The 14,399-nt window shown below is 52.4% G+C and carries 17 protein-coding genes and 2 tRNA genes; 13 read left to right on the top strand and 6 right to left on the bottom strand.

Annotated features, from left to right (window positions below; all coding sequences use genetic code 11):
• Positions 1-114 precede the first annotated feature (114 nt).
• Positions 115-1,263, top strand: coding sequence for a phospho-N-acetylmuramoyl-pentapeptide-transferase (gene mraY / locus BUB22_RS13175; protein ID WP_073115820.1), 1,149 nt, complete (start codon positions 115-117; stop codon positions 1,261-1,263).
• Positions 1,264-1,288: 25 nt separating this feature from the next.
• Here mraY and BUB22_RS13170 read toward each other — a convergent pair whose 3' ends face one another.
• From BUB22_RS13170 to BUB22_RS13160, 3 genes are read right to left on the bottom strand one after another with little or no spacing between them, the layout of a single operon-like run.
• Positions 1,289-2,140 (bottom strand): fibrobacter succinogenes major paralogous domain-containing protein, encoded by an 852-nt coding sequence (locus tag BUB22_RS13170; protein WP_083535543.1) that lies wholly within the window; start codon positions 2,138-2,140, stop codon positions 1,289-1,291.
• Positions 2,141-2,145: 5 nt separating this feature from the next.
• On the bottom strand, positions 2,146-2,976 hold the full coding sequence (locus BUB22_RS13165) for an FISUMP domain-containing protein (RefSeq protein ID WP_175547298.1): 831 nt from the start codon (positions 2,974-2,976) through the stop codon (positions 2,146-2,148).
• A 10-nt stretch (positions 2,977-2,986) separates the two neighbouring features.
• Positions 2,987-3,697: an FISUMP domain-containing protein gene (locus BUB22_RS13160; protein WP_073115814.1), complete on the bottom strand. Its 711-nt coding sequence runs from the start codon at positions 3,695-3,697 to the stop codon at positions 2,987-2,989.
• A 74-nt stretch (positions 3,698-3,771) separates the two neighbouring features.
• On the opposite strand from BUB22_RS13160, the gene BUB22_RS13155 reads away from it, so the two are divergent.
• From BUB22_RS13155 to BUB22_RS13140, 4 genes are all read left to right on the top strand, one after another.
• The gene (locus BUB22_RS13155; protein ID WP_073115812.1) at positions 3,772-5,106 is read left to right on the top strand and encodes a UTP--glucose-1-phosphate uridylyltransferase; all 1,335 of its coding nucleotides are present in this window, start codon (positions 3,772-3,774) and stop codon (positions 5,104-5,106) included.
• A gap of 27 nt (positions 5,107-5,133) precedes the next feature.
• A complete protein-coding gene (locus BUB22_RS13150; RefSeq protein WP_073115810.1) occupies positions 5,134-6,147 on the top strand; it encodes a lysophospholipid acyltransferase family protein in 1,014 nt (337 codons plus the stop codon).
• A 249-nt stretch (positions 6,148-6,396) separates the two neighbouring features.
• Positions 6,397-6,888, top strand: coding sequence for a Smr/MutS family protein (locus BUB22_RS13145; RefSeq protein WP_083535542.1), 492 nt, complete (start codon positions 6,397-6,399; stop codon positions 6,886-6,888).
• An 81-nt stretch (positions 6,889-6,969) separates the two neighbouring features.
• Positions 6,970-7,043, top strand: a tRNA-Pro gene (locus BUB22_RS13140).
• Between the two features lie 376 nt (positions 7,044-7,419).
• Here the strand turns inward: BUB22_RS13140 and BUB22_RS13135 are convergent.
• Positions 7,420-7,956 (bottom strand): DUF1700 domain-containing protein, encoded by a 537-nt coding sequence (locus BUB22_RS13135; RefSeq protein ID WP_073115875.1) that lies wholly within the window; start codon positions 7,954-7,956, stop codon positions 7,420-7,422.
• Positions 7,957-8,138: 182 nt separating this feature from the next.
• Between BUB22_RS13135 and BUB22_RS13130 the strand changes: the two genes are divergently transcribed.
• The 3 genes from BUB22_RS13130 (at position 8,139) to BUB22_RS13120 (ending at position 9,428) form a co-directional block, all read left to right on the top strand.
• Positions 8,139-8,420: a type II toxin-antitoxin system RelE/ParE family toxin gene (locus tag BUB22_RS13130; RefSeq protein WP_073115809.1), complete on the top strand. Its 282-nt coding sequence runs from the start codon at positions 8,139-8,141 to the stop codon at positions 8,418-8,420.
• A gap of 9 nt (positions 8,421-8,429) precedes the next feature.
• The gene (locus BUB22_RS13125) at positions 8,430-8,726 is read left to right on the top strand and encodes a HigA family addiction module antitoxin (protein ID WP_073115806.1); all 297 of its coding nucleotides are present in this window, start codon (positions 8,430-8,432) and stop codon (positions 8,724-8,726) included.
• A gap of 159 nt (positions 8,727-8,885) precedes the next feature.
• Positions 8,886-9,428: a TlpA disulfide reductase family protein gene (locus BUB22_RS13120; RefSeq protein WP_073115804.1), complete on the top strand. Its 543-nt coding sequence runs from the start codon at positions 8,886-8,888 to the stop codon at positions 9,426-9,428.
• A gap of 196 nt (positions 9,429-9,624) precedes the next feature.
• Here BUB22_RS13120 and BUB22_RS13115 read toward each other — a convergent pair.
• Positions 9,625-9,698 (bottom strand) — tRNA-Arg (locus BUB22_RS13115).
• Between the two features lie 96 nt (positions 9,699-9,794).
• Here BUB22_RS13115 and BUB22_RS13110 point away from each other — a divergent pair.
• The 5 genes from BUB22_RS13110 (at position 9,795) to BUB22_RS13090 (ending at position 13,822) form a co-directional block, all read left to right on the top strand.
• Positions 9,795-10,166 (top strand): hypothetical protein, encoded by a 372-nt coding sequence (locus tag BUB22_RS13110; protein WP_073115801.1) that lies wholly within the window; start codon positions 9,795-9,797, stop codon positions 10,164-10,166.
• Between the two features lie 106 nt (positions 10,167-10,272).
• Positions 10,273-10,797 (top strand): HD domain-containing protein, encoded by a 525-nt coding sequence (locus BUB22_RS13105; RefSeq protein ID WP_072810207.1) that lies wholly within the window; start codon positions 10,273-10,275, stop codon positions 10,795-10,797.
• Between the two features lie 67 nt (positions 10,798-10,864).
• A complete protein-coding gene (locus tag BUB22_RS13100) occupies positions 10,865-11,629 on the top strand; it encodes an EI24 domain-containing protein (protein WP_073115798.1) in 765 nt (254 codons plus the stop codon).
• Positions 11,630-11,733: 104 nt separating this feature from the next.
• Positions 11,734-12,840: a 3-phosphoserine/phosphohydroxythreonine transaminase gene (gene serC, locus BUB22_RS13095; RefSeq protein WP_073115796.1), complete on the top strand. Its 1,107-nt coding sequence runs from the start codon at positions 11,734-11,736 to the stop codon at positions 12,838-12,840.
• 91 nt (positions 12,841-12,931) lie between these two features.
• Entirely contained in the window at positions 12,932-13,822 is an 891-nt protein-coding gene (locus BUB22_RS13090; protein ID WP_073115794.1) for a hypothetical protein, read from the top strand.
• A 27-nt stretch (positions 13,823-13,849) separates the two neighbouring features.
• On the opposite strand, the gene BUB22_RS13085 is transcribed toward BUB22_RS13090, so the two are convergent.
• Entirely contained in the window at positions 13,850-14,392 is a 543-nt protein-coding gene (locus tag BUB22_RS13085; RefSeq protein WP_073115792.1) for a hypothetical protein, read from the bottom strand.
• Positions 14,393-14,399 lie beyond the last annotated feature (7 nt).

Genomic DNA, 14,399 nt, shown 5'->3' with positions numbered 1-14,399 from the left:
TATCTTTGCAAAGAAAAAACACAAGTTTAAACACCAGATCCTTCGACTACGGGCTGCGCCCTCCGCTCAGGATGACACGACCCCCTCGCCGGGAAAATCTAAGATTTTATAACTATGCTCTGTCATTGGCTTTATCACATTACCAGTATTGACCTTTTCGACGGGCGTCTCTTCCGTGCAGGCGTCGCCGCCATGCTCTCCATCATCCTCGTGCTGTTCTTCATGCCCAAGTACATCCGACTGTTGCAGGGACTCGATGCCACCAGCGACTTCGACAAGGACGGCAAGACCAAATCCCCCCCGATTATGGGCGGGCTCCTCCTGGTGGAGGTCGTCGAGGTGGTCTCGCTCCTCGTCTGCAAGATGAACGGCTACACCATATCGACCCTCGTGATTCTCGCGGCATTTTCTGCCGTGGGCGCCATCGACGACATCGCGAAAGTCCGTGCCAAGCGCCTCATCAAGCTCGGCAAGCTCAAGGCCGCCGACTACATGGACAAGGCCGACGGCATCTCCAGCAGCCTGCGCCTGTTCCTCTACTTCCTGTTCAGCCTTATCGTCGCGATTTTCTGCTACAAGTTCATCCCCGAGCTCAAGGGCGACCTCACCATTCCCTTCTGCCCCATCGACGTGTTCCAGCTACACCTCCCCAACTGGATTTTTGTAGCCTTCATGACGTTCGTCATCGCGGCCAGCGCGAACGGGACGAACTTTACCGACGGTCTCGACAGCCTCGTTTCCGTGCCCATACTTACCAGCATGATTTTCGTAGGGCTTGTCGCCTACGTGAGCGGCAACTTCATCTTCAGCACCTACCTGCACGTGCCGTACCTACCCGGCTGCGATGAGCTCTTCCCCATCGCCATGGCCATCGCGGGCGCACTGCTCGCCTACCTGTGGTTCAACAGCCCTCCCGCCGAAATCTACATGGGCGACGCGGGTTCCGTGGGCTTCGGCGCCACCATCGGCATCATGTTTATTTTGGTGCAGGCGGGGCTGTTCCTCCCCATCGTGTGCATCATCATCATCGCCGAGGCCTGCTCGGTGCTGCTCCAGATTCTCTGGTTCAAGTTCACCAAAAAAACAACCGGCACAGGCAAGCGCATTTTCCTTTGCGCGCCGCTCCACCACCACTACCAGAAAAAGTGGGAAGGCCGCTTCCCGAGCAAGCCCCTGATGAACTCGAAAATTGTGTGGCGCATGCACCTGATAAGCATCTTCGCGCTTATCGTGAGCATGGTGATATTCTTCGGCTTAAGGTAATGCGGGCCGTCTCACGGCAGGCTCACTAATTCTTGAGGCAGCGGACAGAGAACGTGTTATCGAACTTCAGGCCACTGCCATCAATAAGCATATCACGATCATCAAAGCACATATTGTACACCTGCTCATCATTATAGCCGAATTCGGTCGATGTCCAGAAATACCCATCGTAATGTAGGTATCTGAATCCATTATACATAGTCCTATAGCCTCCGGCGGGCAAGACGGAAAAGCCATAGTCATCGGTTCCTTCGCAATTATAGCACTCCCAATCATAAGACGATCTAAGTTTTGATGCAGAAACGTCAACCCCTCCCGCATAGGTAAACAGGATTTTCCATTCATCCAGGCTCGGCAAATGCCAGCCAGAAGGACAGACTTCAATAGCGTCCGCCCATGGGTAAAGGCGACCATACACGTCGCAATTTTCTAGACTATCGTCGTAGCATTCACTATTTTCTGAAACATACTTTAAGTTTTCCGCCATCCAGATTTGCTCGCCGATATAAACCGTCTTATATTCTTGGCCGTCGCGTTCATCCACCAAGGTGCCGTACTTGCAGTTATCTTCGTAGTCATCACGGCACGGGGCAATATACGGAATGGTATCAAGCCAATTGCTTGAACTTGACGAACGGGCGATTGAACTTGACGAGCGGAAGGAACTCGAAGATTGCACCGAACTAGAAGATTCTTCGGAACTAGACGAGCCGCGCCGTTCGCTGCTGGAAGAGGAACGCACTGAACTAGACGAAAAATCGTCTTCGACGTCCTGATAAGACCTTTCATCACCCCTTACAAGGAAGGTGTCCGAATCATCGTCGCTGCAGGCAATGATGAGTGCGGCAGCCAACAAAGAAATGTATGGAAATTTCATAAAAACTAATCCTTAACGCAACGGATGTAAAGCATCTTCTCAAATGGGGTGTATCCCTCGTACGCATATGAGTAATTATTGTAGAAATAGACATTCTTTATAGCATCCGAATCATACCACGTAGAAGTCCAAAGGCCCTCACCCACCCCCAAATCATTGAACACCGACGGGCGATATCCTCCGCCCAAGACACTAAAGCAATATCCGTCATCGACGTCACTCTGGTTTTTCCAGCCATACGACGAAATAAGTTTCTCGCTCGCGACATTTATGCCTCCGATCGCATCGAACAAGACCTCCCACTCGTCCATACTCGGCAAATGCCATCCGTCCGGACAAACTTTCTCAATCACATCAAATGAATACAGGCGCCCATACTTATCACAATATTCCAGCGAATCATTGTAGCACGCGCTTGCTGAATCAAAAAGCCTCAGCGAATCTGGCAGCAGGTATGCATAGTTCAGATTCTCCGCCATCCACGTCTGTTCGCCAATAACAACAGTCTTATACACTTGGCCATCACGCTTGTCGATCAAGGAACCGTAATCACAGTCCTCGTCGGGATTTTGTCTGAGCGGTTCTACCAAGGCAACATTACGCTTCGAGGAACTCGATGAATTCACTGAACTTGAGGAGCGCATGGAACTGGACGAGATGCGCCGTTCGCTGCTGGACGAGGAACGCGCGGAACTGGAGGAAAGATCGTCTTCGTCGTCCTGGTAAGACCTGTCATCACCCCTTACGAGGAATGTGTCCGAGTCGTCGTCACTGCAGGCGAAAAGGAATGCAAGCGACAATGCGAACAAAACGTAAAAAAAAGCCGAATGTTTCATAAATCTCCTCTCAAATTTTGTCATTGACACAGCGGACGGATAAGTAGAAAGGTTTGTATTCCTCACTCACAAAAGCATGGCCTTTATCTAGGTAAAAAAAGTACGCCTGGTTCTGGTAATAATCATCAAACTCTGTAGAACTCCAAAAACAAGTAAGATTATCGCTAAAGTACTCAGTATCAACGTTGTGGTACCTTTTTACGTTTCTCATTCCTGCAGGAAGAGCAGAAAAACCATAAGCATCAGTGCCGTTTTCACCATCTTTCCAGCCAGTACTAGACCTAAGCACCGTAATAGCAACGGAATCGCCACCAACCATTTCAATAAGATTTTCAAATTCAGATTTTGTCGGCAAACGCCAATCCGTAGGGCAGTCAAACTTTGCACTAGCCCAAGTGTAAAGAGCTCCATACTTGGCACAATATTCTGCGGAATCGTTAAAACAGAGGCCCACATCATTGCTGAGATTTTCGGCCATCCACCACAGATTGCCTATTTTTACGGTCTTGTAAATTTTGCCACCACGATCCGTCACCGTTCCATATTCGCAATTGTCTTCGGTCTCCGTCTTGCAAGGTCCAAATTCTCTACTGCTCGATTCCGGCGAGACACTTGAAGACGAAATCTTTCCGTCCGGGCGCGAGATGAATTCGCTATCGCTGTCACCGCAGGCGACAAACATGGTCGCACACACCAACAAGGCACAAAGTAACCACTTCATATTTCCTCCTAATTAGGTATTCAAGTCTAAGATAGAAAAAAAAGGACGGAACTGATATTTCTATATTAAGACGCATGGATATTATCGAGACTCTGAACGCGGCCGGCCAGCAGGACTTGGCGGCACACCTTGAAACACTCTCCGGGGATGCACGCAAGCTCCTCGAACGCGACATTCTAAGCCAGGACTGGGAAGAACTGAAGGCGCTCTACGCCGAAAAGTCAAGCGCGAGCAAGGCGGACAACGTTTCTGCCGACCTGAAGCCCATGCCTTTCCGCATTGCGGAAGACAACCTGAAATACGACTACTGGAAAGAAATCGGAGAGATGCTGCTCGGGAAGGGCAAGGTGGCGGCGTTCCTCGTCGCGGGCGGCCAGGGTTCGCGCCTCGGGTTCGACGGCCCGAAGGGAATGTTCGATATCGGGCTCCCGAGCCACAAGAGTTTGTTCCAACTGCAGGCGGAACGCTTGCAGAACCTCGCAACTCGCGTAGGCCACCCGATTCCGTGGTGCATCATGACGAGCCCGCTGAATCACGAGGCGACAGTCAACTTCTTTACCGAACACAACTTCTTCGGGATGGACCGCGACAACATCCGCTTTTTTGAGCAGGGAACCATCTGCGCGCTTACGCCCGATGGCAAGGCCGTGCTCGACGGCGACAGGCTCGCTCTCGTACCCGATGGCAACGGCGGGTGCTTCCGCGCACTTGCTCAGAGCGGTTCGCTCGCATGGCTCGTCGAGAAGGGTATAGAATACGTGTTCCTCTACAGCGTCGACAACGCGCTCTGCCGCATCTGCGACCCCGCATTCATCGGGGCTCTCGCCGACAACGGGATGATGGCCAGCGCATCGAAGGTCGTTCACAAGGCGAACGCGCAGGAACGCGTGGGCATTTTCGCCTTCCAGAACAACAAGCCCGGCGTGGTCGAATACAGCGACTTGCCCGAAGAATACCGCGACATGACAAACCCGGACGGAAGCCTGGTATTTGACGGCGGGAACCTCGCCATTCATTTGTTCAAAGTCTCGGCCCTGCGCAAGTTGCAGACAGGCAAACTCCCGTGGCACACGGCCCGCAAGACGGTTTGCGGCATCGAGAACTGCTTCAAGTTCGAGCAGTTCCTTTTCGACGCCTTCCCGCAACTCGGCACCATGCTCCCCTTCGGTGTCATCCGCGAGGAGGAATTTAGCCCGGTCAAGAACGCGGAAGGCACGGACAGCCCGAAGACGGCCCGCACGATGATCGGCAAGCTCCACCGCGAATGGCTCGTGAAGGCGCATGTCGAGGTGAAGCCCGGCAAGCTCTACGAGGTCTCGCCCACAATCAGCTATGCAGGCGAAGGCCTTTCGCGACGCGTGTTCGAGCGCGAACTCGGAAGGAATATCCTGGAATTCGAGGACGCGTAATTCCTGATCGGCAGGCGCCGCGACCCCATGTACAAGTTCAAGGTAATTACATATAAATTACTGTTCAACATCCTGCTGCGGCTGCCGGACTTTTTCTACTCGTTCCTTTTCACCATTGCGTTCCCCGTTTACAAGGCGATACATACCGAGCGCGCTTACGGTCGTGTCGTAAAGCATCTGGATGCGGCTAGGGAGTATTTGGCAACGCAAGATGAAGACTGTGCGCCGGAGTTAAACAGTGCGCCGGGGTTAAACGGTGCGGCTTCGGGTTTAAACTGCGCCGGCCCCTTGCAGAAAGTGACTGCACGCGACATGTTCCGCGGCATTTTCTGGAACGCGCTGGATTCTTACCGCGGCCTCGCCCGCTTCAAGAGCGTGGAACGCCGCATCGTGTTCGAGAACGAGGGCATCATCAAAGGCGCCGTTGCCGAATGCGCAAAAAAAGGCGCCCCCATCGCAGGCATCAGCATCCACCAGGGGTCATTCGAACTCATGCACCGCGTGCTCTGCCGCTACAGCGAGCACGTGCACCTCATCACCGATTCCGTCGGGGATGCCGCCTTCCGCGATGTGCTTGCAGAACTCCGCAGCGACCCGCACCTCACAGAATACCACCCCGAAGAAACTGGCCGGCTCATCCGCGAACTCTTCCGCACCAAGGGGATTCTCGCGATGGTCTATGACCAGGGGAAAAACACGAAGGGAAACACCGTCGAACTGTTCGGCCGGCAAACCTCACTCTATCTGCGGCTCATCGAGAAAATCAACCGGATGGGAGCGGGAATCGTCACCTTCCGCACCTGGACAGAAATGCGCGGCTCGCCCTCCCGCGACAGCAAGTACCCCGAAGGGAGCATCGTCATCCGGTTCGAGACGTTCTACCCGCCCAAGTACGACGAGACCGTTGCCGGCAAGGCCGCAAGCCAAGCCGGAGAAAGCGCCCTCGTGAAGGACTTTGCCCGCGAGACGGAGCGTTGGATAGCGGAGCACCCCGACCAGTGGAGCTGGAACTACCACGGGAATTTTATTACCCATCCCTAACGGGAAGGTATAAAATTCTTGCGGGCGGGGCCCCAGCTCGGAGTGGACGCCTACGGCGTCCGTGGCTGCGCTCGGTCATGTCGGCCTGCAAGCAGTCCGCCGCGACACTCGCTTGCACACTACTGCGAAGGCCTAAACAGACGCCTCCCAGGTAGTAGCTGTTTATTGTAATTATCAAACGTTTATATTCTAAATTAAATCTGTTTATCGATGGCTATAAATGCCTATATTTGTGTCCGAGGATTTGAGATGCCCCTGAACGCAGAAGAAGAATTCCAGATGCAGTGGATCATGAACCACCGCATGGAAGACAAGGACGAGCAGATGCGCGTCGATGCGGAGAATGCCGCCGTGATGCGCCCCGCACGCCTTGCGCGCGGGCGCAAGATGCGCCGCAACCCCGCGGCCTGGGACCTCCCCATGCCCGAAGACGAGATCGACCTGCACGGCATGACCGCCGATGAAGCCGCAGAGGCCGTCGAGCGGCGCATCGATGACCTGAACATCGCGGGCCTCAAGGTCCTGAGGGTCATCCACGGCGGCGGAAACCCGAGCTACGGGAACGTCAAGCGCATCATTGACCGCAAGGTCCGGTCCGAATGGAACAACCGCATCCGCCTGTACAAGGTCGAACCCGACAACGCAGGTTCGAGCATCATGGTCCTCGGGAAACCCGCCCAAAGCGACGCCCCCGCACGCCCCGACCCCAAAAAGTCCAAGAAAAACGCCCGAAAGAAGTAAATTTTGGGTATTTTTACAAATTTTTCGCCCCCTACCCCTTTGAAAACCCGCACTTTTTATCTATAATTGTGCCCACAAAACCGGAATATAGCTCAGCCTGGTAGAGCGCTTGCTTCGGGAGCAAGAGGTCGTGAGTTCGAATCTCGCTATTCCGATAAAACGAAAAAGGACCCCACCAAGGGGTCCTTTTCGTTTTTTATTCGGGATAACAAGCGAGATGAGAACTCACGAAGAGTCAGCTTTCGTGTTGTTTTACAGTGCTAAAGCACTGAAACAACATCGAAACTGACATCGTTCCACTATCAATCGGCGGAGCCGATTTCCCGCGCTAAAGCGCGGAGTGTCACGAGAGTTCGACTAAATCGCCATTTGAACGCAGTGAATTTAGGCGATTTAGAGATTACGCCGCCAGGCGTAACCCGGAGGGCAAAAGTTGAACATCGTGAAACTTTTGTCAATCTCGCTATTCCGATGCGAGATGCAATCTCACCATACTGATAGCGCCCTCCCCCCAAACACATCCAACTTACCCTACCAGCATTGACATGCCCTAACTAAAAGCCAAACGCCAACAATACAAAAGAATCCCACTACAGACCAGAACTTTTTTGGATGTTCTTTTTTTGTCAGGATTAACGCCCATCCTATTAGGTATATCTTAATCTTTCCATCGATTAAATTGCATAATCCTACAATTAAGCACCCAAGACCGCTGAGAAAAAGAGATATTGGATTCGAACTGATTTCTGCAAGGTGGGGATTTCGCGGGCACACACCTCCTATTAAAATTAGGACAACTCCAAAAATTCCAAGCCCGACTGCCAAAGGATTTGTCTTCTCGATATATTCCTGTTCCACTTTTTTATTAAACTCTTCACGAGACAAAATGGAATCTTTGTCGCCAGTAAGTTCTACAATGCGCTTTTCAACAATCTGGACTCTTTCAGGAGAATCATCTGCTTTTAAGGGATGATCACGAATTGTGTCAAGTATTTCGTAAAGTTCATCGACAGGGAGCTTCCGAATTTTATTATCGTAATCTTTGAGGTATTCTTCTGAAAACGGCATGAGTAGAATATAAAAAAGGTTCTCGTTTTGGGCAATCTCGCTATTCCCTTTTGTAAAAAACAGCACGTTACCAAAATTTTTCGGCTTATTTTACCCTCTTTCTCCGTTTTATATATAGGGGCATCCTAAATTCCCCTAAAAAAATACCCGCTTGACATATACACGCAAAAAAGGTATATTGAATGATACAAAGTTTTGCAAACAAAGAAACCGAACTCATTTACCACCAGGAGTTTTCACGACGATTACCCCAAGCGATCCAAAAAGTTGCTCTAAGAAAGTTAATGATGATAGACAATGCAAAATCGCTTAACGATTTACGCATCCCACCAAACAACCGATTGGAGCCACTGCATGGAGATAGAGAAGGGCAATACTCCATCCGCATCAACGACCAATGGCGTATTTGCTTTACAATGACTGATAACCAGTTTTACAATATCGAAATAGTTGATTACCACTAGGAGCAAGCCATGACCAAGCACATAAAGACACCGACAATCGGAGAAATTCTGAACGAAGAGTTTTTCACCCCCATGGGTTTGTCCGCCTACAAGGTCGCCCAAGCAATCAACGTTCCCGTTTCCAGAATCCAAGACATCCTTCACGACCGCCGGCGAATCACAGTCGATACATCTTTGAGGCTTGCCAAGTTCTTCGGCGTATCCGATGAATATTTCATCTCCCTGCAGGACGACATCGACATTCGAAACCTCAAGATAGAGCTATCAAAAGAACTCGAAAACATCAAGCCAATTGCGGCTGCCTAGTTTTTTCCACCTACCCCCACCAAAAATGTGATTAAAATTCCCTTTTTGCGACAAAAACGCGAAATTTTGCGTTTTCATGACACTTTTCACGCCATTTTTTGGTATTTTACAAGGCGTGAAAGGCCGTTCATACCGGCCAAACGATTTTCAGGAGTATCTATGCGATTCGCAAAACGTATTTTGACATTATTGACTTTGACCGCCACCATGTCGCTCGCCCAGCTAGCACCTGAACCGCAGATGGCAGACGTGCCCCTCATGAAGGATTCCGCGGGGACGGCCATCAAGATGGATTTCAGCCTGCCGCTCTCCGGAGTGAGCGACCCGGGCATTCTCTTTAGTCACTTTGCCAAGCGCCCGCTGATGATATACTACTTCAGTCCCAAGTGCCCGCACTGCCAGAAGCACATGCCCGAAGTGCAGGCCATCATGAAGGAATACGAGGCGGCCGGAGTCACGGGTATCGCCATCGCAATCGGCGGGAACATCAAGAAAAACGACATCCGCATGTTCATCGACCAGTTCAAAGTGGTCATTCCGGTATTCCAGGACGGTTCGCAGAAATTCGGCCCGCTCTACGGCAACGGCTACGTGCCGGTGCTCTACCTGGTTCTCCCCGACGGCACGTTCTACCGCTACGAGAGCATGGACGAGTCGCACATCAACCACCTGCGGACGATGCTGAACAAGATAAAGAAATAAATCTGCTTTTAAATCATGGCGGGAGGCTGCTCCGCTACACGTAGCAGCTCCGGCTTTGGCTCGGATATGCCGGCGAACAAGTTCGCCGTCGCATCACTCGCCTTCTGCCGTAGTCGAACCCACACTCGCCCGCTCGTGGGTTCGACCACCCGCAAAAATAAAAACCCTGGACGCCAAATGGCGCCCAAGGTTTTTATACTCACGGCGGGAGTCGAACCCACGACCCGCTGCTTAGAAGGCAGCTGCTCTATCCAACTGAGCTACGCGAGCAAGTCGCGCACAATATAGAAAATTTCACCCAGTTTGTGCACAAACTTTCTTTTTATGCTATATTAAGAAAGGAAACTCCCCAAAAAGGACATTCAAATGACCGACGAACAATTCGAGAGACTCCTGCAAACGATTCAGGCACAGACCCGCGCACTGGAAGCCCAGGCCGAGGCGCTTGCAAAGATTGCAACCGCCGTAGCCAGCACGGAAACAGTACACACGGAACTCGCGACCGAAATCAAGCAACTCCGCAACGTGAACGTGCTCGGGACCGCCCTCAGCCTGTGCCGGTCCAGGTCTACAGAAAACAAGCCCCTGCAAGAAAGCGGAGGCCTCGCGGGCGCCATCGCCGACATCTGCAAGTTCGTCGATACGGGCAAGACCCCCGAAAACTGGAAGGATTACATCACGAACGAGATTTACGTGAAGACGTTCTCCGGCAAACCGCTAAAAATGGAAGAAATCTGACAATCATTCCATTTTGGACGATAATGCAACAAACTCTCCGGTTCATTTTATATATATTGTGCTAGAGCCCACCGGGCAAACAAGTTTTTTATCACAAGGAACAAACATGCTCTCTTACGCAGACGCCTACAAGATTGCCGCCGAAGTCCACAAAGACCAGAAGGACAAGGCCGGCGGCCCCTACATTGACTTTCTCCAGAACGTTGCGGATTACCTCAAGAACAAGGGCGAATCCGAAGACGTGCAGGTTCTTGCGATTCTGCAGGACCTGATTACGGGCGCCACCAAGAAGACCCCCGAAGAAGTCATCGCGATGGGCGTTCCGGCAGACATGGTCGAACTTATCCAGAAGATGACCTACCACAAGAACCAGGGCTGGATTGACGAGTACAGCTGCAGGCTCATGGAAAAGGGCGTACCCGCAGAAGACGCAACTTACGACGCCCGCGAGAAGGACTTTGTGCGCTTCGTGGAAACCCTCAAGGACAATCCCATCGCAGCAAAAGCCAAGAGCGCCATCTTGAACGTGCTCATGGAAGACAAGTACATCCACAGGCAGGAACGACGCGAACTCAAGACGAAGTTCCGCCTCAAGAAGTACAAGGCCGCCATCGAAGCCCTCGGCGTGTAACATAGCCCCAAAGGCGCATTTTTCGCCCCGCATCGCGGGGCATTTTTTATAAGGGAAAAATCAAGGAATGATTCGAATAAAGGAGCAGATTGTAAGCGGGCTCGCCGCATACCCAAAGGCGCTCCGTCTGATATGGACAAATAAACTCACCAAGTACCTGGTACTGCCCGTTGTCCTCAACATCATCCTGGTAATCGCCTTCATTTTTTCCGGAGTCGGCATCGGGGACTGGATTAACAGCATCATCGAGCGGCACACCGAGAACATGAACGGCTGGATACAGGCCGGCATGGTCGCCATCAAGATTGTCCTCCCCATCATATTCTTCATCGTCTTCATTTTCATCGGCGGCACCATCGTGAACGTCTTGATGTCGCCCATCTACACGATGCTTTCGGAAAAGGCCGAAGCCATCCTCACCGGCAACGAGTTCCCGTTCGACGCGAAACAGACCCTGAAGGATATCTGGAGGGCTCTGCTCATCGCCCTCCGGAACACGGCAAAGCAACTGCTGCTGACCGCACTCTGCCTCCTCCTGAACCTGATTCCCGTCGTCGGGAGCGTCATCTCGATTTGCCTGATTTTCATCATCAACGCCTACTACTTCGGGAGCGGTTTCATGGACTACACCTTCGAGCGCTGGCGTTACTCCGTCAAGGACAGCCTCAATGGCACGAGCGAGCTGAAGTACCTGGCTATTACGAACGGCGCCATCTATTCCTTGCCGCTATACCTGTTCTGCGGGGCTTTTATCGCGGCTTTCATCGGGGGCGTTTCTGCCGTAGCCGCGACAATTTCACAAATAGAGATAAAGGGAAAAACGAGGCGATAGGTAGCACCTGTAGCCCATTGCCGAGCAGGGCGCAATTTGCTATTTTTACGCCCGTAAATTTATAGTCCGGGACGTTCCCCGGCAAAACAAAAAGGAACACAACCATGGCAAATAAGGTCTATAACTTTAGCGCAGGCCCGTCCGTCCTGCCCGAACAAGCACTCAAGGAAGCATCTGCTGCATGCATCGACTACGCGAACAGCGGCATCAGCATTCTCTCCATGAGTCACCGTTCAAAGCCGATCGAAAACATGTTCGCCGAAACCGAACAGTTCCTCCGCGACTTGATGGGCATTCCCGAGAACTACGACATCGTCTTCCTCGGTGGTGGTTGTTCACTCCTGTTCTGCATGCTCCCGATGAACTTCCTCGACCAGAACGCAACGGCCGACTACGCGCTGACCGGCGTTTGGGCCAACAAGGCCTGCAAGGAAGCCAAGCTGTTCGGTAACGTGAACGTCGCCTGCGACACTAAGGCTGATGTGTACAACCACATCGACAAGAACCTGAAGATGAGCGACAACGCCACGTACCTCCACGTGACCGCCAACAACACCATCTACGGTACGGAATGGCAGAGCTTCCCGAAGCCGAAGTCCGGCTTCCTCATGGCCGACGTGAGCTCCGACTTCCTCGCCCGCAAGATCAACGTCTCTGACTTCGGCGTTGTGTACGGCGGCGCCCAGAAGAACATCAGCTGCGCTGGCGTGACCGTGACCATCATCCGCAAGGACTTGCTCGGCAAGGTGAACCGCACCATCCCGACCATGCTCAACTTCCAGACCCACATCGACAACAAGAACATGTTCAACACGCCTCCGGTTTTCGCCGTGTACGTGATGAACCGCACCCTCAAGTGGCTCAAGGAATTCGGTGGCGTGGACGCAATCGAAAAGGTGAACCGCAGCAAGGCCGCTCTCCTCTACAGCGCCCTCGACAACTCCAAGGTGTTCGTCGGTACGGCTGCCAAGGAAGACCGCTCCATCATGAACGTCCCGTTCGTGTTCAACAAGGACGTGGTCGCTGCCGACAAGGCTGACGATCTCGCCAAGGAATTCCTCGAATTCGCTAAGGCTCGCGGCCTCCAGCAGCTCAAGGGTCACCGCTCCGTGGGTGGCTTCCGCGCATCCATCTACAACGCGATGCCGGTCGAAGGCGTTCAGGCTCTCGTCGACTGCCTCGGCGACTTCGAGAAGAAGGTACTCGGCTAAGCGGCCAGACCATCCATTTTAAAAAGAGGTGCTCTTGACAGGGCGCCTCTTTTTGTGTTATTATTACAATATCAAGAAAGGAGAACAAATCATGAAATTCACCAAATTTCTATTTGCCGGCGCGTTTGCCGCTGGCATCGGAGCCGCAAGCCTGCATGCGACGGAATGCAACGTCACCCACCATCAGGGCGGAGGCGGCAGTACCGACGTCTACATGGGGTATCCGGCGACAGCGCTCTACCTGTTCGAAGGAGACTACCTGGACCTCTCCAAGATGAGCCAGCGCGAGCCTGCGGTCAAGAATGCCTCCAGCACCGATACGGCATGGGTCTACAGGTCGACCCTGGACTCTACCATGATCGTGATTGTCACCGAGAAGGTGGTCAAGGTTGCGCGAGTCACCTACTCCGAAGACGAGAATTCACGAATGGATTCACTTTTCACCGTGAACCACAAAGACGTGTACAAGGACGAGTTCCCGCGCCTGCAGAAGGCGGGCGTATTCAAGGGCACGGCGGAACAGGCCGATTCCCTCGTGACACACGTATTTGAATTGTGCCAGAAATTCTACAGCAAAGATTACGGTTACGGCGGCTGTGTATTCAATCCGCCCGAGCAGAGAGGAAGAAACGGCAGGAAAGACGTCGACATGGTTGACATGCCTCTCGCACTTGCGACCGTTGCCGGAGAATTCACCATCCTTCTCGACACGCTGAACACGTGCCCGGACATCAAGTTTCCGCCCGAATCCACGACAGCCTCCCCCGCAATCCCGGGACTATCACAAGCATGGTTCAGTTTCAAAAAACTCGGCCAGAACCGCTACCAGATTGCAGGCGCCAAGCCCAACTCCCCGTACAAGGCATTCAGTCTCAACGGTCAGTTCCTGAAAGGAGGCTTTCTCGAGGGCAATGTATTTGTCGCACCGGCACTCCCCGTCATCCTGATGCTAAGCGACGAGCAAAGAATTTACCTGAAGTAACGAAACTTACTTTATCTTGAACGTAATTTATTTCTGGTAGCGGGCGTACTCGCCATCTTCCCAGTCACGTTCGTAATCTTCGCAGTCTTCCCTGAAGGATTCCGCATATGACGCGAGTCGTTCCAGCTTGACTTTTTCAAACTCAATCACGAAATACGAAACGCCTTCGCCACAATAGGAATCGGTAACATTTTTATCTGCAAGGTCTTCCCGCAGCGCCTGTTCGAATTCCAAACACATCTCGGCCTTATCCATCGGCGATATCTTGAAATAGGACTCTTCATAGTACTGCGAGCCGTTACCCGCATCGTCGAACACGATCCGTTCCACAAACCCCTTGTAGTTCGGGATATTCAACTTTATCTGGCTCCAGTTTTTGCCGTCGGAATCAACACCGATGGTCGCCTCGCAGTAAAAATCCGAGTCACCGCCTGCAGGGAAACTCCCCTTCGATTCCACAGTTTTACCCGAGTCGCCCCCGTTTTCGGGAGAACCCGACGCGGAATCGTCGCAGGCACAGAACGCTACTGCCAGCGACAGGATAAACATGTTCAAGAACGCCTTTTTCATAAATCTC

Source organism: Fibrobacter sp. UWCM (assembly GCF_900129735.1).
GTDB lineage: Bacteria > Fibrobacterota > Fibrobacteria > Fibrobacterales > Fibrobacteraceae > Fibrobacter.
The sequence above is the reverse complement of the archived record's forward strand: the minus strand, read 5'-3'. Positions and strand labels throughout refer to the sequence as shown.

Coding starts and splice junctions, on each gene's coding strand:
- serC (WP_073115796.1), top strand. CDS start 11,734: ATGGCAAATAAGGTCTATAACTTTAGCGCAGGCCCGTCCGTCCTGCCC.
- BUB22_RS13105 (WP_072810207.1), top strand. CDS start 10,273: ATGCTCTCTTACGCAGACGCCTACAAGATTGCCGCCGAAGTCCACAAA.
- BUB22_RS13090 (WP_073115794.1), top strand. CDS start 12,932: ATGAAATTCACCAAATTTCTATTTGCCGGCGCGTTTGCCGCTGGCATC.
- BUB22_RS13085 (WP_073115792.1), bottom strand. CDS start 14,392: ATGAAAAAGGCGTTCTTGAACATGTTTATCCTGTCGCTGGCAGTAGCG.
- BUB22_RS13100 (WP_073115798.1), top strand. CDS start 10,865: ATGATTCGAATAAAGGAGCAGATTGTAAGCGGGCTCGCCGCATACCCA.
- BUB22_RS13110 (WP_073115801.1), top strand. CDS start 9,795: ATGACCGACGAACAATTCGAGAGACTCCTGCAAACGATTCAGGCACAG.
- BUB22_RS13145 (WP_083535542.1), top strand. CDS start 6,397: ATGCCCCTGAACGCAGAAGAAGAATTCCAGATGCAGTGGATCATGAAC.
- BUB22_RS13130 (WP_073115809.1), top strand. CDS start 8,139: ATGATACAAAGTTTTGCAAACAAAGAAACCGAACTCATTTACCACCAG.
- BUB22_RS13120 (WP_073115804.1), top strand. CDS start 8,886: ATGCGATTCGCAAAACGTATTTTGACATTATTGACTTTGACCGCCACC.
- BUB22_RS13165 (WP_175547298.1), bottom strand. CDS start 2,976: ATGAAACATTCGGCTTTTTTTTACGTTTTGTTCGCATTGTCGCTTGCA.
- BUB22_RS13155 (WP_073115812.1), top strand. CDS start 3,772: ATGGATATTATCGAGACTCTGAACGCGGCCGGCCAGCAGGACTTGGCG.
- mraY (WP_073115820.1), top strand. CDS start 115: ATGCTCTGTCATTGGCTTTATCACATTACCAGTATTGACCTTTTCGAC.
- BUB22_RS13160 (WP_073115814.1), bottom strand. CDS start 3,697: ATGAAGTGGTTACTTTGTGCCTTGTTGGTGTGTGCGACCATGTTTGTC.
- BUB22_RS13125 (WP_073115806.1), top strand. CDS start 8,430: ATGACCAAGCACATAAAGACACCGACAATCGGAGAAATTCTGAACGAA.
- BUB22_RS13170 (WP_083535543.1), bottom strand. CDS start 2,140: ATGAAATTTCCATACATTTCTTTGTTGGCTGCCGCACTCATCATTGCC.
- BUB22_RS13150 (WP_073115810.1), top strand. CDS start 5,134: ATGTACAAGTTCAAGGTAATTACATATAAATTACTGTTCAACATCCTG.
- BUB22_RS13135 (WP_073115875.1), bottom strand. CDS start 7,956: ATGCCGTTTTCAGAAGAATACCTCAAAGATTACGATAATAAAATTCGG.